Origin of the sequence: Variovorax paradoxus (assembly GCF_022009635.1) — a bacterium.
In the GTDB taxonomy this organism is placed as follows: Bacteria; Pseudomonadota; Gammaproteobacteria; order Burkholderiales; family Burkholderiaceae_C; genus Variovorax.
In genome coordinates, this window is sequence record NZ_CP091716.1 from 1,254,125 (window position 1) to 1,277,672 (window position 23,548).

The 23,548-nt window shown below is 71.6% G+C and carries 3 protein-coding genes; all 3 read left to right on the forward strand.

The genetic code is table 11. The annotated features are described in order from the left end of the window. The first annotated feature begins 151 nt into the window (after positions 1-151). Genes L3V85_RS06000 through L3V85_RS06010 form a run of 3 tightly spaced genes read left to right on the forward strand, consistent with a single transcriptional unit; the run spans position 152 to position 23,546 of the window. Entirely contained in the window at positions 152-19,993 is a 19,842-nt protein-coding gene (locus L3V85_RS06000) for an Ig-like domain-containing protein (RefSeq protein ID WP_237678478.1), read from the forward strand. A 5-nt stretch (positions 19,994-19,998) separates the two neighbouring features. Continuing rightward, positions 19,999-21,423: a TolC family outer membrane protein gene (locus L3V85_RS06005; protein WP_237678479.1), complete on the forward strand. Its 1,425-nt coding sequence runs from the start codon at positions 19,999-20,001 to the stop codon at positions 21,421-21,423. Next, entirely contained in the window at positions 21,420-23,546 is a 2,127-nt protein-coding gene (locus tag L3V85_RS06010) for a type I secretion system permease/ATPase (protein ID WP_237678480.1), read from the forward strand. Before L3V85_RS06005 ends, L3V85_RS06010 begins: the two co-directional genes overlap by 4 nt. Positions 23,547-23,548: the final 2 nt, after the last annotated feature.

Sequence of the window (23,548 nt, forward strand, 5' to 3'; positions counted from 1 at the left end):
AAATCGTTACTTTCCCCTTATTCATTGCGTTTTAAGCGTGTTCCTGTGGTCTTAGGCCTACATTGCAAAACCTGTCAGGGTTGTTAGATTTCGTTTTCTTTGGCGCCCTCGGGAGCCTGGGGAATTAAATAATCTGACGATGGGAGCGTGAATGGTCTCGTTGGAAGTAATTGAAAAGCGCGGTGGTGCGGTCAACAAAATTCCGGCCTCCAACGAAATTTCCCTGACAGAGGCATCGGTCGTCCGAATAGAGCTGCCGCGCAGCCAGGTGCGGTCGATGCGCCGCGCCGGCGACGATCTGCTCATCACCACCGCCTCGGGCGAGGTCGTCACCATCCACGGTTTCTTCGCCCCCTACGCCGGCCGCGAGAAAAGCGACCTGGTGCTGCTCGACGAAGACGGCGGCAAATGGTTCGCCAACCTGGGCGACGCGCAGCAGGGCGAACTCGCCGTGGGCTATTCGGGCATCGATTCGGTCGAACCGCTGCTGCTGCAACAGGGCTTCGACCTGTCGGCGCTGCCCTGGGTCATCGGCGGCGGGCTGGCCGCGGCGGCGGCGGTCTCCGGCAGCGGCGGCGGTGGCGACGGCCCCGGCGCGCTGCAATTCCCGCCGCCGGGCCAGGGCGACACCACGTCGCCCGCGCAGCCCACGGTACGGCCCACCAACGGCCGCGCCATCACCGGCATGGCCGAGCCCGGCTCGCTGGTCACCGTCACCGACGGCAATGGCCGCGTGATCGGCAGCGCCACCGCCGGTGCCGACGGCAGCTACACCATCACCCCGACCACGCCGCCGCCCGACGGCACCGTGCTGCACGTGGTGGCCACGGACCCAGCCGGCAACGCCAGCCCGCCGGCCACAGCCACGGTCGACGCCACGCCGCCCGCGCAGCCCACGGTGAAGCCGACCGACGGCGGCCACATCACCGGCACGGCCGAGGCCGGCTCGGTGGTCACGGTGACCGACGGCAACGGCCACGTCATCGGCAGCGCCACCGCGGGCGCCGACGGCACCTACACCATCACCCCCGCCACCCCGCCGGCGGACGGCACGGTGCTGCACGTCACCGCGACCGACGCGGCCGGCAACACCAGCGCCGAGGCCACCACCGCGGTCGACCGCACGCCGCCCGCGGCGCCGGTGCTCAACCCGACCGACGGCAACCCGATCACCGGCACGGCCGAGGCCGGCTCGGTGGTCACCTTGACCGCCGGCGGCGTGGTGATCGGCAGCGTCACCGCCGGGCCCGACGGCGTCTTCAGCTTCACGCCGGCCACGCCGCCGGCGCAGGGCACGGTGATCGTCGCCGTGGCCACCGACGCCGCAGGCAACGCCAGCGCGCCGGCCTCGACCACCATCGACGCCATCTCGCCCACGCCCACCGTCGAGCCGACCAACGGCAGCGTCGTCACCGGCACGGCCGAGCCGGGCGCGGTGGTCACGGTGACCGACGGCAACGGCCACGTCATCGGCAGCGCCACCGTGGCGCCCAACGGCACCTACAGCATCACGCCGGTCAGCGCGCCGCCGAACGGCACCGTGCTGCACGTCACCGCCACCGACCCGGCCGGCAACACCAGCGCCGAGGCCACCGTCACGGTCGACAGCGTGCCGCCTGCCGCGCCCACGGTGCAGCTGACCGACGGCAGCCCCATCACCGGCACGGCCGAGCCCGGCTCGCTGGTCAAGGTGACCGACGGCAACGGCCATGTCATCGGCAGCGCCACCGCGGCGCCCGACGGCAGCTACACCATCGTGCCGGCCACCGTGCCGCCCAACGGCACGGTGCTGCACGTCACGGCCACCGACGCGTCGGGCAACACCGGCCCCGAGGCCACCGTCACCGTCGACAGCGTGGCGCCGGGCGCGCCCACGGTGAACCCCACGAGCGGCAGCCCCATCACCGGCACGGCCGAGCCCGGCTCGCTGGTCACGGTGACCGACGGCAACGGCCACGTGATCGGCAGCGCCACCGCCCAGCCCGGCGGCACCTACAGCATCGTGCCGGCCACCGTGCCGCCCAACGGCACGGTGCTGCACGTCACGGCCACCGACCCGACCGGCAACACCAGCGCCGAGACCACCGCCACGGTGGACAGCGTGGCGCCGGTGATCGCCGTGACCATCGTGAACGACGCCAACAACGACGGCTTCATCAACGCCGCGGAGAAGGGCCCCGACGTGACCGTCAGGGTCACGCTGGTGTCCGGCGCGGCGGTGGGCGACGTGATCGACGTCACCGACGGCAGCCATGTGGTGAGCGTCACGCTGGTCGCCGCCGACCTGGCCAACGGCTACATCAACGTGAGCTTCGCCAACCCGGCCGAGGGCGCCACGATCAACGTGAGCGCCACCAGCCGCGACCTGGCGGGCAACGTCTCGGCGCCGCCGGCCACCGACAGCGCCACCGTCGACACCACGCTGGCCGCGCCCGTGCTCACGGTGGGGCCCATCACGCCCGACAACGTGATCAACGCCGCCGAGGCCGGCACCACGGTGACAGTGAGCGGCACCGCCACCGGCACGCAGGCCGGCAACGTGGTCACGCTGGTGATCAACGGCGTGAGCTACAGCGGCACCGTCGACGCCGGCGGCAACTGGCACATCGACGTGGCCGGCAGCGACCTGGTGGCCGACGCGGACCACACGGTGGACGCCAGCGTGCTCACCACCGACGCGGCCGGCAACACCGCCACCGGCACCGCCACCCACGCCTACGGCGTGAGCACGTCCCCGCCCGCCATCGCCATCGGTTCGCCGGTGGCCGGCGACGACCTGGTCAACGCGTCGGAAGACCATGCGCTGGTGGTCAGCGGCACCACGCAGAACGTGCAGAACGGCCAGACCGTCACCATCACCTTCAGCGACGGCACCCACACGGTGACGGCCACGGCCGTGGTCGCGGGCAATGCCTGGACCGCCAACGCCGTCGACATCAGCGGCCTGACCAACGGCCCGGTGACCATCCAGGCGCAGGTGCAGGACTTGGCGCTCAACACCGCCACCGACACCCACACCGTGACGCTGGACAACGTGGCGCCGACGCAGGCCGCCGCGATCGTCAGCTACACCGACGACGTGGGCGCCGACCAGGGCAATCTCCCGGGCGGCACCGTCACCGACGACGCCACGCCGGTGCTCAACGGCACGCTGAGCGCGGCGCTGGGCACGGGCGAGGTGGTGCGCATCTACGACGGCGCCGTGCTGGTAGGCACCGCGACCGTGAGCGGCACGACGTGGACCTTCGCCACGCCGGCGCTGGCCAACGGCAGCACGCACACCTACACGGCGGTGGTGGTCGATGCGGCCGGCAACCTGGGCACGGCCTCGGCCGGCTTCACGCTGACCATCGACACGACGGCGCCGACGCAGACCGCGAGCATCGGCGGTTACGTCGACAACGTCGGCACGGTGCAGGGCACCTTCGGCAGCGGCACGAGCACGGACGACACCACGCCCACGCTGACCGGCACGCTCAGCGCGCCGCTTGGCACGGGCGACGTGATCCGCATCTACGACGGCACCACGCTGGTCGGCACGGCCACCGTCACAGGAAGCACCTGGACCTTCACGCCGCCGGCACTGGCCGACGGCAGTACGCACAGCTACACGGCCGTGGTGGCCGACACGGCGGGCAACCTGGGCACGCCGTCGAGTGCCATCGTCATCAACGTCGACACGACGGCGCCCACGCAGACCGCGAGCATCGGCGGCTTCGTCGACAACGTCGGCATCGTGCAGGGCACCTTCGGCAGCGGCACGACTACGGACGACACCACGCCCACGCTGACCGGCACGCTCAGCGCGCCTCTGGGCGCGGGCGACGTGATCCGCATCTACGACGGCACGACGCTGGTCGGCACGGCCACCGTCACGGGAAGCACCTGGAGCTTCACGCCGCCGGCGCTGGCCGACGGCAGCACGCACACCTACACGGCGGTGGTCGCCGATGCGGCAGGCAACGAAGGCACGCCCTCGACCGGCATCGTCATCGCCATCGACACCACCGCGCCGACGCAGACCGCCACCATCGGCGGCTACACCGACGATGTCGGCACCAACCAGGGCAGCTTCGGCAGCGGCACGAGCACCGACGACACCACGCCCACGCTCACCGGCACGCTGAGCGCCGCGCTGGGCACGGGCGACACGGTTCGCATCTACGACGGCACTACCTTCGTCGGCACCGCCACGGTCACCGGCACCGCATGGACCTTCACGCCGCCCGCGCTGGCCGATGGCAGCAGCCACAGCTACACCGCGGTGGTGACCGATGCGGCCGGCAACCAGGGCACCGCATCCCCGGCGCTCGTGCTGACGGTCGACACCACCGCGCCGACGCAGACCGCCACCATCGGCGGCTACATCGACGACGTGGGCATGGTGCAAGGCAGCTTCGGCAGCGGCACCACCGACGACCCCACGCCCACGCTCACCGGCACGCTCAGCGCTGCTCTCGGCACGGGCGATGTGGTGCGCATCTACGACGGCACCACGCTGATCGGCACGGCGACGGTGACCGGCACGACATGGACCTTCTCGCCGCCAACGCTCGCCGAAGGCGTGCCCCACTCGTACACGGCGGTGGTCGCCGATGCGGCCGGCAACCAGGGCGCTGCGTCGCCCGCGCTCACCCTCGCGCTGGACACCACGGCTCCCACGGAAACAGCCGCGATCCTGAGCTACACCGACAACGCAGGCGCTCAAACCGGCGACTTCGGCAGCGGCACGACCACCGACGACACCACGCCGGTGCTCAACGGCACGCTGAGCGCCGCGCTGAACGCGGGCGACGTGGTGCGCATCTACGAAGGCACCACGCTGATCGGCACCGCGACGGTGACCGGCACGACCTGGACCTTCGCGACGCCGGGCCTGCTGAACGGCAGCACGCACACCTACACGGCGGTGGTCGCCGACGCGGCCGGCAACGAAGGCGCGCCGTCCGCGGACTTCACGCTCAACGTGCTGACCACCGGGCCGTCTCAGCTCGCGACGGTGGTCTCGTACACCGACGACGTCGGCACCAACCAGGGCAACTTCGGCAGCGGCGTGCCCACCGACGACACCACACCGGTGCTCAACGGCACGCTGAACGCATCGTTGTCTGCGGGCGAGGTCGTGCGCATCTACGACGGCACCACGCTGGTCGGCACCGCGACCGTGACCGGCACGACGTGGACCTTCGCGCTGCCCGCGCTGGCCAGCGGCAGCACGCACAGCTACACGGCGGTGGTCGCCGACGCGGCCGGCAACGAAAGCACGCCGTCGCCGGCCTTCACGCTCGCGGTGGACACCGCGCCGCCGACGCTGACGGCAGGTATCGCGGGCTACACCGACGACGTGGGCGTCAACCAGGGCAGCTTCGGTAGCGGCACCAGCACCGACGACACCACGCCGGTGCTCACCGGCACGCTCAGCGCACCGCTGGCCGCGGGCGACGTGGTGCGCATCTACGAAGGCACCACGCTGGTGGGCACGGCCACGGTCAGCGGCACGACGTGGAGCTTCGCCACGCCCACGCTGGCCAGCGGCAGCACGCACACCTACACGGCGGTGGTCGCCGACGCGGCGGGCAATGAAGGCACGCCCTCGGCCGGCTTCACGCTCACCATCGACACCACGCCGCCCATGCAGACCGCGGGCATCGGCAGCGTCACCGACGACGTCGGCACGGTGCAGGGCAACCTGCCCAGCGGCAGCACCACCGACGACACCACGCCCACGCTCAACGGCACGCTGAGCGCCGCGCTGGCGGCCGGCGACACAGTGCGCATCTACGACGGCGCCACCTTCATCGGCACCGCCACCGTGACGGGTACGACGTGGAGCTTCACGACCTCCGCGCTGGCCAACGGCAGCTCGCACAGCTTCACGGCGGTGGTGGCCGACGCCGCCGGCAACCTCGGCACGGCGTCGCCGGCCTTCGCGCTCACGGTGGACACGACCGTGCCGTCGCAGACCGCCGCCATCGTGAACTACGCGGACGACGCGGGCACCGTGCAGGGCAGCTTCGGCAGCGGCACGACCACGGACGACACCACGCCGACGCTGAACGGCACGCTGAGCGCGCCGCTGGGCACGGGCGAGGTGGTGCGCATCTACGACGGCACCACGCTGGTCGGCACCGCGACGGTGAGCGGCTCGAGCTGGAGCTTCACGCCGCCGGCGCTGGCCGATGGCACCACCCACAGCTACACGGCCGTGGTGGCCGATACGGCCGGCAACCAGGGCACCGCCTCGCCGGCCTTCACCATCACCATCGACACCACGCCCCCCACGCAGACGGCCAGCGTCGGCGGCTACGTCGACAACGTCGGCACGGTGCAGGGCACCTTCGGCAGCGGCACCAGCACCGACGACACGACGCCTACGCTCACCGGCACGTTGAGCGCTGCTCTAGGCGCGGGCGACGTGATCCGCATCTACGACGGCACGACGCTGGTGGGCACCGCGACGGTGACCGGCACGACGTGGAGCTTCACGCCGCCGGCACTCGCGGACGGCAGCACGCACACGTACACCGCGGTGGTCGCCGATGCGGCGGGCAACGAAGGCACGCCCTCGGCCAGCATCGTCATCGCCATCGACACCACCGCGCCGGCGCAGACCGCGATGATCGCCAGCTACACCGACAACGTCGGCGCCAACCAGGGCGACTTCCCCGGCGGTGTCCCGACCGACGACACCACGCCGGTGCTCAACGGCACGCTGAGCGCGGCGCTGGCCGCGGGCGACACGGTGCGCATCTACGACGGCACCACCTTCGTCGGCACCGCGACGGTGACCGGCACGACATGGACCTTCTCGCCGCCCGCGCTGGCCGGCGGCAGCACCCACACCTACACGGCGGTGGTGGCCGACGCGGCCGGCAACGAGGGCACGCCCTCGGCCGGCTTCGCGCTCACGGTGGACACTTCGGCACCCACGCAGACGATCGCCATCTCGAGCTACGCCGACGACGCGGGCAGCATCACGGGCAACTTCGGCAGCGGCGTGCCCACGGACGACACCACGCCGGTGCTCAACGGCACGCTCGGCGCACCGCTGGCCGCGGGCGAGGTGGTGCGCATCTACGAGGGCACCACGCTGGTGGGCACCGCCACCGTCACGGGCAACACCTGGACATTCGCCACGCCTACCCTGGCCGACGGCAGCATCCACACCTACACGGCGGTGGTGGCCGACGCGGCCGGCAACCTGGGCACGGCCTCCGGCGGCTTCACCGTGGTGGTGGACACCACGCCGCCGGCGCAGACCGCGCTCATCGCCAGCTACGCCGACGACGTGGGCACCAACCAGGGCAACTTCGGCAGCGGCACGAGCACCGACGACATCATGCCGGTGCTCAACGGCACGCTCAGCGGGCCGATCGGCACCGGCGACACGGTGCGCATCTACGACGGCGGCACCTTCGTCGGCACGGCCACCGTCACCGGCAGCACCTGGACATTCGCGACCGCAGCGCTGGCCGACGGCAGCACCCACAGCTTCACGGCGGTGGTGACCGACGCGGCCGGCAACCAGGGCACGGCCTCGCCGGCCTTCACGCTCACCGTGGACCTCACGCCGCCGGCGCAGACCGCGGCCATCGCCAGCTACACGGACGACGCTGGCATCGTCCAGGGCAGTTTCGGCAGCGGCACCGTCACCGACGACACCACGCCGGTACTCAACGGCACGCTGAGCGCCGCGCTCGGCGCGGGCGAGGTGGTGCGCATCTACGAGGGCAGCACGCTGGTGGGCACCGCCACCGTGACCGGCACCACCTGGACCTTCGCGACGCCTGCGCTGGCCAACGGAAGCACCCACACCTACACGGCGGTGGTGGCCGACGCGGCCGGCAACGAGGGCGCGGTCTCGGCCGGCCTCACGCTCACCGTGGACACCACGGCGCCGGCGCAGACCGCCAGTTTCACCGGCTACACCGACGACGTCGGCACGCTGCAGGGCAGCTTCGGCAGCGGCGTGCCCACCGACGACACCACGCCGGTGCTCAACGGCACGCTGAGCGCGCCGCTCGGCGCGGGCGACACGGTGCGCATCTACGACGGCAGCACCTTCGTCGGCACCGCGACCGTGAACGGCACCACCTGGAGCTTCGCCACGCCGGTACTGGCGGACGGCAGCAGCCACGGCTACACGGCGGTGGTGGCCGACGCGGCGGGCAACCTGGGCACGGCGTCCGCCGCGCTCGTGCTCACGGTCGACACCACGCCGCCGGCGCAGACCGCCACCATCGGCGGCTACACCGACAACGTCGGCACCATCCAGGGCAGCTTCGGCACGGGAACGAGCACCGACGACACCACGCCCACGCTGACCGGCACGCTGAGCGCTGCTCTTGGCACGGGCGACACGGTGCGCATCTACGACGGCGCCACGCTGGTGGGCACCGCGACGGTGACCGGCACGACGTGGAGCTTCACGCCGCCGGCACTGGCCAACGGCAGCACGCACAGCTACACGGCGGTGGTGACCGACACCGCGGGCAACGAGGGCACGCCTTCGGCGCCGCTCGCGCTCACCGTCGACACCACGGCGCCCACCGCGAGCGCGAGCTTCACCGGCTACACCGACAACGTCGGCGCCAACCAAGGCGATTTCCCCGGCGGCGTACCCACCGACGACACCACGCCGGTGCTCAACGGCACGCTGAGCGCGGCGCTCGGCGCGGGCGAGGTCGTACGCATCTACGACGGCACCACGCTGGTGGGCACGGCCACCGTGACCGGCACCACCTGGACCTTCGCCACGCCTGCGCTCGCCAACGGAAGCACCCACACCTACACGGCGGTGGTGGCCGACGCCGCGGGCAACGAGGGCAGCGCGTCGGCAGGCCTGGTGATCACGGTGGACACCACCGCGCCGACGCAGACGGCCACCATCGGCGGCTACATCGACGATGTCGGCACCAACCAGGGCAGCTTCGGCAGCGGCACCAGCACGGACGACACCACGCCCACGCTCACCGGCACGCTGAGCGCGGCTCTAGGCTCGGGCGACACGGTGCGCATCTACGACGGCACCACCTTCGTCGGCACCGCGACCGTGAACGGCACCGCGTGGAGCTTCGCCACGCCGGTGCTGGCGGACGGCAGCACGCACACCTACACGGCGGTGGTGGCCGACGCGGCCGGCAACGAGGGCACGCCTTCGGCCGGCATCGTCATCGCCATCGACACCACGCCGCCGGCGCAGACCGCGGCCATCGCCACCTACACCGACAACGCCGGCACCAACCAGGGCGACTTCGCCAGCGGCACCACCACGGACGACACCACGCCGGTGCTCAATGGCACATTGAGCGCGGCACTGGGCACGGGCGACGTGGTGCGCATCTACGACGGCACCACGCTGGTGGGCACCGCGACCGTGAGCGGCACCACCTGGACCTTCGCGCCGCCGGCGCTGGCCAACGGCAGCACGCACACGTACACCGCCGTGGTGACGGACGCGGCGGGCAACGAGGGCGCAGCTTCCGCGGGCTTCACGCTGACCATCGACACGACGGCGCCGACGCAGACAGCGAGCATCGGCGGCTACGTCGACGACGTGGGCACGGTGCAGGGCAGCTTCGGCAGCGGCACTAGCACCGACGACACCACGCCGACGCTGACCGGCACGCTCAGCGCCGCGCTCGGCACGGGCGACGTGGTGCGCATCTACGACGGCACGACGCTGGTCGGCACCGCGACGGTCACCGGTACGACGTGGAGCTTCACCCCACCTGCACTCGCGGACGGCAGCACGCACACGTACACCGCGGTGGTGGCCGATGCCGCTGGCAACGAAGGCACCCCTTCGACCGGCATCGCGATCACCGTCGACACCACGGCACCGACGCAGACCGCGAGCATCGGCGGCTTCGTCGACAACGTCGGCACGGTGCAGGGCACCTTCGGCAGCGGCACGAGCACGGACGACACCACGCCGACGCTCACCGGCACGCTGAGTGCCGCGCTCGGCACGGGCGACACGGTGCGCATCTACGACGGCACCACCTTCGTCGGCACCGCGACGGTCACCGGCACCACATGGAGCTTCACACCGACTGCACTCGCGGACGGCAGCACGCACAGCTACACGGCCGTGGTCGCCGACACGGCGGGCAACCTGGGCACGCCGTCGAGTGCCATCGTCATCAACGTCGACACGACCGCGCCGACGCAGACGGCCACCATCGGCGGCTTCGTCGACAACGTCGGCATCGTGCAGGGCACCTTCGGCAGCGGCACGAGCACCGACGACACGACGCCTACGCTCACCGGCACGTTGAGCGCTGCTCTAGGCACGGGCGACGTGATCCGGATCTACGACGGCACGACGCTGGTCGGCACCGCGACGGTGACCGGCACTACCTGGAGCTTCACCCCGCCGGCGCTGGCGGACGGCAGCACGCACACCTACACGGCGGTGGTCGCCGATGCGGCAGGCAACGAAGGCACGCCCTCGGCCGGCATCGTCATTGCCGTCGACACCACTGCGCCGACGCAGACCGCCACCATCAGCGGCTACATCGACGACGTGGGCACGGTGCAAGGCACCTTCGGCAGCGGCACCACCGACGACCCGACGCCTACGCTGACCGGCACGCTCAGTGCCGCGCTGGGCACGGGCGACACGGTTCGCATCTACGACGGCACCACCTTCGTCGGCACCGCCACGGTCACGGGAAGCACCTGGACCTTCTCGCCGCCGGCGCTCGCCGAAGGCGTGACGCATTCGTACACGGCGGTGGTCGCCGATGCGGCCGGCAATCAGGGCGCCGCATCGCCCGCGCTCACCCTCACGCTGGACACCACGGCACCCGCTGAAACAGCCGCGATCCTCAGCTACACCGACAACGCGGGCGCGCAAACCGGCGACTTCGGCAGCGGCACGACCACCGACGACACCACGCCGGTGCTCAACGGCACGCTGAGCGCGGCACTGAACGCGGGCGAGGTGGTGCGCATCTATGAAGGCACCACGCTGATCGGCACCGCGACGGTGACCGGCACGACCTGGACCTTCGCGACCCCGGGCCTGCTGAACGGCAGCACGCACACCTACACGGCGGTGGTCGCCGACGCGGCCGGCAACGAAGGCGCGCCGTCCACGGACTTCACGCTCAGCGTGCTGACCACCGGGCCGTCTCAGCTCGCGACGGTGGTCTCGTACACCGACGACATCGGCACCAACCAGGGCAGCTTCGGCAGCGGCGTGCCCACGGACGACACCACGCCGGTGCTCAACGGCACGCTCAGCGCGGGCCTGAGCACGGGCGAGTTCGTGCGCATCTACGACGGCACCACGCTGGTCGGCACGGCCACCGTGACCGGCACGACGTGGACCTTCGCGCTGCCCGCGCTGGCCAGCGGCAGCACGCACAGCTACACGGCGGTGGTGACCGACGCGGCCGGCAACGAAAGCACGCCGTCGCCGGCCTTCGCGCTGGCCGTGGACACCACCGCGCCCGCGCAGACGGCGGCCATCGGCGGCTACACCGACGATGTCGGCACGCTGCAGGGCAGCTTCGGCAGCGGCACCAGCACCGACGACACCACGCCGGTGCTCACCGGCACGCTCAGCGCACCGCTGGCCGCGGGCGACGTGGTGCGCATCTACGAGGGCACAACGCTGGTGGGCACGGCCACGGTCAGCGGCACGACGTGGAGCTTCGCTACGCCCACGCTGGCCAGCGGCAGCACACACACGTATACGGCAGTGGTGGCCGACGCGGCCGGCAACCAGAGCGCGGCGTCGACGGGCTTCACCATCACCATCGACACCACGCCGCCCGCGCAGACGGCCACCGTCGGCGGCTACATCGACGACGTGGGCACGGTGCAGGGCAACTTCGGCAGCGGCACGAGCACGGACGACACCGCGCCGACGCTGACCGGCACGCTGAGCGCGGCGCTGGCCACGGGCGACACGGTGCGCATCTACGACGGCGCCACCTTCATCGGCACGGCCACGGTCACGGGCAGCACCTGGACCTTCACGCCGCCGGCCCTGGCCGACGGCAGCACCCACAGCTTCACGGCCGTGGTGGCCGACGCGGCCGGCAACGAAGGCACGGCCTCCGCGCCGCTGGTGCTCGCCATCGACACCACGCCGCCCGCGCAGACGGCCACCATCGGCGGCTACACCGACGACGTCGGCACGCTGCAGGGCAGCTTCGGCAGCGGCACGAGCACCGACGACACCACGCCGACGCTGACCGGCACGTTGAGTGCCGCGCTGGGCACGGGCGACACGGTACGCATCTACGACGGCGCCACGCTGGTGGGCACCGCGACCGTCACCGGCACGACCTGGAGCTTCACCCCGCCGGCGCTGGCCGATGGCAGCACGCACAGCTACACGGCCGTGGTCGCCGATGCGGCGGGCAACGAAAGCGGGGCATCGCCGGCCTTCACGCTCACGGTGGACACCACGCCACCCGCGCAGACGGCGACCATCGGCGGCTACACCGACAACGTCGGCACCATCCAGGGCGGCTTTGGCAGCGGCACGAGCACCGACGACACCACGCCCACGCTCACCGGTACGCTGAGCGCGGCACTGGGCACGGGCGACGTGGTGCGCATCTACGACGGTGCCACGCTGGTCGGCACGGCCACGGTCACAGGCACGACCTGGAGCTTCACGCCGCCGGCGCTGACCAACGGCAGCACGCACACGTACACGGCGGTGGTCAGCGATGCCGCGGGCAACCAGGGCACGGCCTCGCCGGCGCTCGTGCTCACGGTCGACACCACGCCGCCGGCGCAGACCGCCACCATCGGCGGCTATACCGACGACGTCGGCACCCTCCAGGGCAGCTTCGGCACGGGAACGAGCACGGACGACACCACGCCGACGCTGACCGGCACGCTGAGCGCCGCGCTGGGCACGGGCGACGTGGTGCGCATCTACGACGGCGCCACGCTGGTGGGCACCGCCACCGTCACGGGCACCGCCTGGAGCTTCACGCCACCGGCACTGGCCAACGGCAGCACGCACAGCTACACGGCCGTGGTGGCCGACGCGGCCGGCAACGAAGGCACCGCCTCCACGGCCCTCGTGCTCACGGTCGACACGACCGCGCCGCTGCAGAGCGCCACCATCGGCGGCTACGTCGACGACGTCGGCACCATCCAGGGCAGCTTCGGCAGCGGCACGAGCACCGACGACACCACGCCGACGCTGACCGGCACGCTCAGCGCGGCGCTCGGCACGGGCGACGTGGTGCGCATCTACGACGGCGCCACGCTGGTCGGCACGGCCACGGTCACAGGCACGAGCTGGACCTTCACCCCGCCGGCCCTGACCGACGGCAGCACCCACAGCTACACGGCCGTGGTGGCCGACGCGGCGGGCAACGAGGGCACGGCCTCCACGGCCCTCGTGCTCACCGTCGACACCACAGCGCCCACGGTGGCCGCCACCATCGGCGGCTACACGGACAACGTCGGCGCCATCCAGGGCAGCTTCGGCAGCGGCAGCAGCACCGACGACACCACGCCCACGCTCACCGGCACGCTGGGCGCGGCGCTGGGCACGGGCGACACGGTGCGCATCTACGACGGCACCACGCTGGTGGGCACCGCGACCGTGACCGGCACCACCTGGAGCTTCACGCCGCCGGCCCTGGCCGACGGCACCACGCACACCTACACGGCGGCAGTCGCCGACGCGGCCGGCAACGAAGGCCCGCGCTCGGCCGGCCTCTCGCTCACGGTGGACATCACGCCGCCGGCGCAGACGGCCACCATCGGCGGCTACACCGACGACGTGGGCATCCTGCAGGGCAGCTTCGGCAGCGGCACCAGCACCGACGACACCATGCCGGTGCTCACCGGCACGCTCAGCGCAGCGCTGGCCACGGGCGACACGGTGCGCATCTACGACGGCGCCACCTTCCTCGGCACCGCCACCGTCACCGGCACCACCTGGAGCTTCGCGACCGCGGCGCTGCCCAACGGCAGCACGCACAACTTCACAGCGGTGGTGGCCGATGCGGCGGGCAACCTGGGCACGGCCTCGGCCGGCTTCACGCTCACCATCGACACCACGCCGCCCGCGCAGACCACGGCGATCGCCAGCTTCACCGACGACGCGGGCGTCCTGCAGGGCAACTTCGGCGGCGGCACCGTCACCGACGACACCACGCCGGTGCTCAACGGCACGCTCAGCGCGGCACTGGCGGCGGGCGACACGGTGCGCATCTACGACGGCGCCACCTACATCGGCAACGCCACGGTCAGCGGCACCACCTGGAGCTTCGCGACCGCCGCGCTGGCGAACGGCAGCACGCACAACTTCACCGCGGTGGTGGCCGACGCGGCCGGCAACCTGGGCACGGCCTCGGGCGGCTTCTCGCTCACCATCGACACCACGCCGCCCGCGCAGACCGCGGTCATCGCCAACTTCACCGACAACGTCGGCACCCTCCAAGGCAACTTCGGCAGCGGCACGGTCACCGACGACACCACGCCGGTGCTCAACGGCACGCTGAGCGCGGCGCTGGCGGCGGGCGACACGGTGCGCATCTACGACGGCGCCACCTACATCGGCAACGCCACCGTCAGCGGCACCACATGGACCTTCGCGCCCAGCGCGCTGGCCGGCGGCAGCAGCCACAGCTACACCGCGGTGGTGGCCGACGCGGCCGGCAACCTGGGAACCGCCTCGGCCGCCTTCACGCTCACGGTGGACATCACGCCGCCGGCGCAGACCGCCACCATCGGCGGCTACACCGACGACGTGGGCATCCTGCAGGGCAGCTTCGGCAGCGGCACCAGCACCGACGACACCACGCCGGTGCTCACCGGCACGCTCAGCGCCGCGCTGGCCGCTGGCGACACGGTGCGCATCTACGACGGCGCGACCCTCGTCGGCACCGCCACGGTGACCGGCACCACCTGGAGCTTCGCGACGCCGACGCTGGCCAACGGCAGCACGCACACGTACACGGCCGTGGTGGCCGACGCGGCCGGCAACGAGGGCACGGCCTCCGCGCCGCTGGCGCTCACGGTCGACACCACGCCGCCGACCCTGACCGCCGCGATCACCGCCTACCTGGACGACGTGGGCACCAACCAGGGCAGCTTCGGCAGCGGCACCCCCACCGACGACACCACGCCTGTGCTCAGCGGCACGCTCAGCGCCGCGCTGTCGGCCGGCGACACGGTGCGCATCTACGAGGGCGCCACCTTCCTCGGCAACGCGACGGTCACCGGCGCCACCTGGACCTTCGCGACGCCGACGCTGGCCAACGGCAGCACGCATACGTACACGGCGGTGGTGGCCGACGCGGCCGGCAACCTGGGCACGGCCTCGGCGGGCTTCTCTCTCACCATCGACACCACGCCGCCGGTGCAGACGGCGCTGATCGCCACCTTCACCGACAACGTCGGCATCTTCCAGGGCAACCTCGGCAGCGGCACCATCACCGACGACACCACGCCGGTGCTCAACGGCACGCTGAGCGCGGCGCTCGGCGCGGGCGACACGGTGCGCATCTACGACGGCGCCACGCTCATCGGCACCGCCACCGTCACCGGCACCACCTGGACCTTCGCCACGCCGGTGCTGGCCAACGGCAGCACCCACACCTACACGGCGGTGGTGGCCGACGCGGCCGGCAACCAGGGCACGGCCTCGGCCGCCTTCTCGCTCACCATCGACACCACGCCGCCCGCGCAGACCACGCTCATCGCGAGCTTCAGCGACGACGTGGGCATCAACGTCGGCAACTTCGGCAGCGGCGTGCCCACCGACGACACCACGCCGGTGCTCAACGGCACGCTCAGCGCGGCGCTGGCGGCCGGCGACACGGTGCGCATCTACGACGGCGCCACCTACATCGGCAACGCCACCGTCAGCGGCACCGGCTGGACCTTCGCCACGCCGGTGCTGGCCAACGGCAGCACGCACGTCTACACCGCGGTGGTGACGGACGCGGCGGGCAACCAGGCGGCGGCCTCGGCGGGCTTCACCATCACGGTGGACACCACGCCGCCGACGGCGCCCATCAAGATCGTCTCGATCGCCGACGACACCGGCGTCAGCGCGACCGACTTCCTCACCAACGACACCTCGCTTACCGTGAACGGCACCGTGGGCACGCTGGGCGCGGGCGAGAAAGCGCAGATCAGCATCAACGGCACCGCCTGGGTCGATCTCGTGGTGACGGGCGGCACGTGGTCCTTCGTCGATGCGCGCGTGCTCACCGGCGGCACCTACACCTACCAGGTGCGCGTGGTGGACGCGGCCGGCAACATCGGCGCGACCGGCTCGCAGGCCGTGGTGGTGGACCTGACGCCGCCCTCGCAGGTCGCGGCCGTGGCGAGCTTCCTCGACAACGTCGGCCCGGTGACCGGCACGCTGCTGAACGGCGCCATCACCGACGACACCACGCCGGTGCTCAACGGCACCATCACCGCCGGCGTCGCGGCCGGCGACAGGCTGCGCATCTACCAGGACGGCGTGCTGGTGCAGACCCTGGTGCTCACCGCCGGCCAGACCAGCTGGACCTACGCGCCGCCGGTGCTGGGCTTCGGGCTGCACGCCTACACGGTGACGCTGGTCGACGCGGCCGGCAACGAGACCCTGCCGGGCACGCCCTTCACGCTCACGGTGGACGCGCTGGCCACGCTCACCGCGCTGGCCACCGACACCGGCGTGACGGTGGCGGGCGGCTACTCCGACAGCTCCGCGCTGAACACCGACTTCGTCACGCGCGACAACACGCCGCTGCTGAGCGGCACCATCGCGCGGCCGCTGGACGCCAACGAGGCGGTGCGCATCAGCCTGGACGGCGGCCTGACCTGGGTCACGGTGCAGAGCACGGCCGGCGCCACCACCTGGAGCTACGAGCCGCCGGCCTATGCCGCCTCGGCCACGGTGGCCGCGCAGGTGCGCATCGACAACACGGCCAACGGCACGCACGGCACGGCCAGCACGGTGACCTACACCGTCGACCTGCTCGCGCCGGTGCTCGGCCTCTCGGCGCCCGGCCTGGCCAACGCCGCCACCATCGATTCCGACGGCGACCGCACCATCGCCCCGGGCACGGCGGTCTTCAGCAGCGCGGTGAGCGGCACGGCCGAAGTGGGCACCACGGTGGCGCTCATCAACGACGTGAACCACGACGGCATCTACACCGAAGGCGTGGACGTGGTGCTGGGCACGGCGGTGGTCGGCGCCGGCGGCACCTGGACGATCTCGGTCGCGCTCGGCGCCTCCGCGGACTCCTACCGCCTGGGCTACGTGGTGTGGGATGCGGCGGGCAACCAGAGCCGCATGAGCGGCACCACGCAACTGGACGTGGTGCCGGTGCTAGACCACCTGTCCGCTGCCGCCAGCGCGCACGGCACCAGCAATACCACCGGCTACGGCGGCGCGATGGCCATCAACGCGCTGGGCAACTGGAGCTTCGCGGGCGACCAGGCCATCTACAACGGCACCTCGCGCACTTCCTACAGCACCACCGACCTGGCGGTGCAGCTGCTCTCGGGCGGCGGCTCGACCGCGTATTCCTTCTTCGACTACAACCTGGACGGCATCCTCGACGCCATCGGCACCGACAACAACGCCGGCGGCACCAACAGCACGCCGCTGTGGACCGGGCTGCTGGGCCTGGGCTACACACCCGGCGCGGTGGGCACCGGCCTGACCGGCGTGTCCTACGGCGGCGTGGCGGTGATCGACATGGACGGCGACGGCTTCGCGGACGCCATCGTCGGCGACGGCGCGGCCGACTCGGCCTCGTTCCTGAAGAACACGGCAGGCGTGTTCAGCCCCTACGGCAACAGCACCGGCATCGGCCTGACCGCGGCGGGCATCGCCAACCTGCAGACCGGCCGCGAGGTCTCGGGCGTGGACCTGAACAACGACGGGCGCGTGGACCTCGCGCTGCACAGCACGACCACCACCACGCTGGGCAACAACAACGACTACACGCTGACCCTGCTGACCAACAACGGCAAGAGCAGCCTCAACGGCGCCAACTGGACCGAGTCGCAGGCCATCAACGACGTGTTCGGCACCAACGCGAACACGCTGAACTCCTCCGACCCGGTCTCGCTCACCTGGGCCGATTTCAACAACGACGGCTGGCTGGACCTGTACATCAACAACACCCGGGCCGGCGCCGCGAGCAGGGTCTACCTGAACAACGCGGGCACGCTGTCGACCACCGGCATCGCGGTGGCCAACGACACGCTGTCCGGCGATGCCTCGGTGGCGGTCGACTGGAACGGCGACGGGCGCATGGACGCCATCGAGCTGGACTACGCCACCGGCGTGGCCAACCTCTACACCAACAGCGGCAACATAGCGGCGGGCGCCTGGGCCACGCGGCAACTCGCCAGCGTGGGCGCCAACAGCGTGAACAGCATCGCGGCGGCCGACTACGACTGGGACGGCGACATCGACCTGCTGGTGGGCATGAACGGCAACACCGCCACGCAGCTGATCGCCAACACCAACCAGGTCAAGGACGGCACCTCGCTGCACCTGCGCATCCTCAACGCGCAGGGCAACAACGTCTACTTCGGCAACACGGTGCAGGTGTTCAACGCGCAGGGCACGCTGGTGTCCACGCAGATCCTGAATCCGCAGTCGGGCAACTGGGGCAACGACAGCTCGGGCATCGTCAACGTGTTCGGGCTGGACCCCACGCAGACCTACACGGTGAAGCTGCTGGCCAACAGCAACGGCGCGTCGTCCACGTTCAGCTGGAGCGTGGCGCCCGGCGACGCCACCAGCGCCCAGGTGCTGACCACCACCGACACCTCCACGCTGCTGCCCAACGTGATGACCGGCACCGGCTACAACGACACCTACGTGGTGGGCAACGTGGCGGGCGGCAGCACGATCTACAACGGCGGCGGGGGCTGGAGCACGCCGCTGCTGCCGGGCGAGACAAAGACATGGTCGGCCACCGGCGGCATGGACATCGTGGACTTCCGCAATGCCCCGCTCGGCGTGGGCGTGGACCTGACGACCAACCTGGTCACGGGCTGGGGCATCCTGGGCACGGTGAACAACGTGGAAGGCGTGCGCGGCAGCGCGCTCGCCGACACCTTCGTGGGCAGCCTGCAGGACAACATGTTCGAGGGCCGCGGCGGCAACGACAGCTACTACCTGGGGCTGAACGCGGGCAACGACCGGCTGGTCTACAACCTGATCAACAGCGCCGACAAGGCCACCGGCGGCAACGGCAGCGACGTGGCCTACGGCTTCACGCTCGGCAGCATGGCCAATGCCGCCAGCGTGGACGCCGACCTCATCGACCTGGGCGGGCTGCTGTCGGGCTACACCGGCACCGCGCACGTCTACCGCGACGCGGCCACCGGCAACTACGTGCTCGACCCGTCCTCCGCGGGGCTGCTGAACTACATCCACGTGACCAACTCCGGCGGCAACACCGTGATCTCGGTGGACCTGGCCGGCACCGGCAACTTCACCACGCCGCTGCTCACGCTCACCGGCGTGACCACCTCGCTGGAGACGCTGCTGGGCAACGGCCAGCTGCTGATCGGCGGCACGGGCAGCACCGGCATCCAGTCGTTCGCCCTGGCCCAGGAGCAGGACACGGCACAGCCGCTGGCCGCCGAAAAGACGGCGGCGCTAGCCGACACCGGCCACACCGTCGACCTGGCGGCCAACGGCCAGCAGGGGCACGAGACGCTGCTGTACAAGCTGCTGTCCGCCGCCAGCGCCACCGGCGGCAACGGCTTCGACGAAGTCAACGGCTTCAAGGTCGCAAGCTTCGAGTCGAACGCCGATGCCGACCGCATCGACCTCTCTTCGCTGCTGACCGACTACGCCGCCCACACCGGCGACCCGATCGGCAACTACCTGCAGCTGACACAGTCCAACGGCGGCACCGTGCTGAGCATCGACCGCGACGGCGCGGGCGGCGCGCATGCGATGACGCCGCTGCTCACGCTGAACGGCGTGAGCGTCGACCTCGCCACGCTGCTGGCCAACCATCAGCTGGTGGTGGTCTGAGAAGGGTGAAGGCGCGTACCACGCTCCCTGCGCTTGCGTGGCTGGCCCTGGCCGCCGCGGCGGGCCCGGTCCATGCGGACGACGACGGCGGCCTGAAGCTGGCGCGCCGGCTCGCGCCGAGTTCGCTGGCCAGGGAACTCGAGCTGAAGCCGGGGCGGCCGCTGCCGCAGGCGCAGGCCAGCACGCAGCCGTTGACGCTGAACGAGGCGGTGCGCCAGTCGGTGGCGCGCCATCCGTCGATCTCCGATGCGATCTCCACGCTGGCGCAGCAGGCCGGCGGGGTCGACGTGGCGCGCGCGGGCTACTACCCGCAGGTGCGCGTGGGCGTGGGCGGCGGCACCAGCAACGCGCCAGCGTCGCAGGGCGGCAGCACCGGCACCGTGGCCTCGGCCTCGGTCTCGCAGATGCTCTACGACTTCGGCAAGGTCGGCGGCGCGGTGGCGCAGTCGCAGGCCCTGGTGCAGCGCCAGCAGGCGGCCATCCTCAAGCAGATCGACGCGGTGGCGCAGCAGGCGGCCGAGGCCGTGGTGATGGCGCACCGCTACCAGTCGCTGCTGGCCATCGCGCAGGACCAGGTGCAGGCTGTGCAGGCGGTGCTCGAGACCGCGCGGCTGCGCGCCAACGCGGGGCTCAGCACCAAGGCCGACCCGATCCAGGCCGAGTCGCGCGTGGACAGCGCGCGCGCCAATCTTCTGCAGGTGAAGTCGCAGCTGGCGCAGTGGCGCGAGCGCCTGGGCACGCTGCTGGGCCCCGGCGTGGTGCCGCCCGAGCTGGCGCCGTTGCCCGACGATCTGGCGCGCGCCCTGAGCGTGGACGCGCAGCCCGACGCCAGCCTGCTGCCCGATGTGCTCGCGGCCGAGGCCGAGCGCCGCGCCGCCTCGGCCCAGCTGGAGGTGGCGCGCGCCAACCGCTATCCCACGCTCACCGTGGACGCCGCCGTCAACAAGGCCATGGGCGGCATCAACCCCGCCACGCTGGAGCGCAACGGCACCTACCACACGGTCATGCTGAACCTCACCAGCGTGATCTACCAAGGCGGCGCGCTCGACGCGCAGGTGCGCGCGGCCACCGCCGCCGAGGACGCCGCGCGCATGCGCATCGAGACCGCGCGGCTCAACGCCGGCGACCAGGCGCGCAACTACCGCGAGCAGGTCGTCGGCGCGCAGGCGCGCCTGGGCGTGCTGGCCGACCGGCGGCGCAGCATCGTGGAGGCGCGCGACCTGTACCGCGAGCAGTACACGCTGGGCACGCGCTCCATCCTCGACCTGCTCAACGCCGAGCAGGAGATCTACCAGGCCGCCGCCGAGCAGGAGGCCGTGGTGCACGACCTCTGGGCCAGCCGCGTCGGCTACATCGGCGCCACGGGCCAGGCCCGCGCGTTCTACGGGCTGGACAACACCACCGTCCAGGGCATGGAGCTGCTGCCATGAACGCCAGGGAACTTCCCCGCCAGTACACCAGCTGGCTCGACGCCATGGTCTTCGTGGCGCGCCATTACGGCATCGGCGCCTCCGAGGAGAGCGCGCGCGTCACGCTGGCCTGGGAGCGCGGCGCGCCGCTGGACACGCTGCTCGACCACATGGCGCGCCAGCTCGGCCTGTCGCTGCGGCTGGATGCCTTTTCCGATGCGCAGTTGGACCCCTGGCGGCTGCCGCTGGCGGTGGAGTTCGACGACGGCGAGGTCGGCGTGGTGCGCACCAGCGACGGCAAGGGCCGGCTGGGCGTGCTGCTGGGCGGCGATCACGGGCTGGAGACGGCGGTGGCGGCCGACGAACTGCGCCGCCGGGTGCGGCGCGTGGCCATCCTGCGGCCGCAGACCTCGGTGCCCGACGCGCGGGTGGACGACTACATCCGGCCCTACCAGGCCAACTGGTTCTGGTCGATCGCGCTGCGCGACTGGCGCCGCTACGGCGACATCGTGCTGGCCTCCGTCTTCGCCAACGTGCTGGCCCTCTCCAGCATGGTGTTCTCGATGCAGATCTACGACCGCGTGGTGCCCGCGCAGTCGGAGTCCACGCTGTGGGTGCTGTTCGGCGGCGTGATGCTCGCGGTGGCCTTCGAGTTCCTGTTGCGCATGTCGCGCACGCACATCTCGGACGTGATCGGCAAGCGCGCCGACCTGAAGGTGTCCGACCTGGTGTTCGGCCATGCGCTGCGCGTGCGCAACGACGCGCGCTCCAGGTCCACCGGCTCCTTCATCGCGCAGGTGCGCGAGGTGGAGCAGGTGCGCGAGCTGCTCACCTCCACCACCATCGGCGCGGTGGCCGACCTGCCGTTCTTCCTGCTCTTCGTCGTGGTGCTGTGGATGGTGGCGGGGCCGCTGGCCTGGGTGGCGCTGGCGGCGGTGCCGCTGCTGGTGATTCCGGGGCTGCTGGTGCAGAAGCCGCTGGCGCGGCTGGCCAACGAGGGCATGCGCGAATCGGCGCTGCGCAATGCGCTGCTGGTGGAGGCGGTGGAGGGCATCGAGGACATCAAGCTCATGCGCGCCGAGCCGCGCTTCCAGAACCAGTGGAACCATGCCAACGACGTGGCGGCCAGCGTGAGCATGCGCCAGCGCTTCCTCACCGGGCTGCTCATGACCTGGACGCAGGAAGTGCAGGGCATCGTCTACGCGGTGGTGCTGCTGGCGGGCTGCTTCCTCGTGATGAAGGGCGAGATGACCACGGGCGCGCTGGTGGGCTCGTCGATCCTGGCCTCGCGCATGATCTCGCCGCTGGCGCAGCTGTCGGGCGTGTTCGCGCGCTGGCAGCAGGCCAAGGTGGCGCGCACCGGGCTCGACCAGCTGATGCAGCGGCCGGTGGACCAGCCCGAGCACGCGCGCCGCGTGCACGTGCCGGCGCTGCACGGAAACTACGCGCTGACCAACGCGGAGTTCCGCTACGGCAAGGACGACAAGGCCCCGGCGCTGTCGGTGGCGCAGCTGCAGGTCAAGGCCGGCGAGAAGGTCGCGCTGCTCGGGCGCATGGGCGCGGGCAAGTCCACGCTGCTGCAGCTCATGGCCGGGCTGCACGCGCCGCAGCGCGGGCACGTGTCGCTCGACGCGCTCGACCTGCGGCTGATCGACCCGGCCGACCTGCGGCGCGACATGGGCCTGCTCACGCAGAACGCACGGCTGTTCCACGGCTCGATCCGCGAGAACGTCACCCTGGGCATGCCGATGGCTACCGACACGCAGGTGCTCGAGGCCATCGCGATGGCCGGCGCGCTGCCTTTCGTGCATTCGCGCGCCGAGGGGCTGGACGACCTGATCCACGAGGGCGGGCTGGGCCTGTCGGGCGGGCAGCGGCAGGCGCTGCTGCTGGCGCGCACGCTGATCCGCCAGCCGTCGATCGTGCTGTTGGACGAACCCACCGCGCATTTCGACGAGGTGACCGAGCGCCAGGTGATCGACGCGGTGGGCCGATGGCTCGCGCCGCGCACGCTGGTGGTGGCGACGCACCGCATGCCGGTGCTGCAGTGGGTGGACCGCATCGTGGTGCTCGAGGGCGGCCGCATCGTGATGGACGGATCGAAGGACCAGATCCTCGGAAAGCTCGCCAATGGCCATGCCTGACG

Bases quoted from the DNA above. Each gene is read 5' to 3' on its own strand.
- L3V85_RS06010 (WP_237678480.1), top strand. From the start codon at position 21,420: ATGAACGCCAGGGAACTTCCCCGCCAGTACACCAGCTGGCTCGACGCC.
- L3V85_RS06000 (WP_237678478.1), top strand. From the start codon at position 152: ATGGTCTCGTTGGAAGTAATTGAAAAGCGCGGTGGTGCGGTCAACAAA.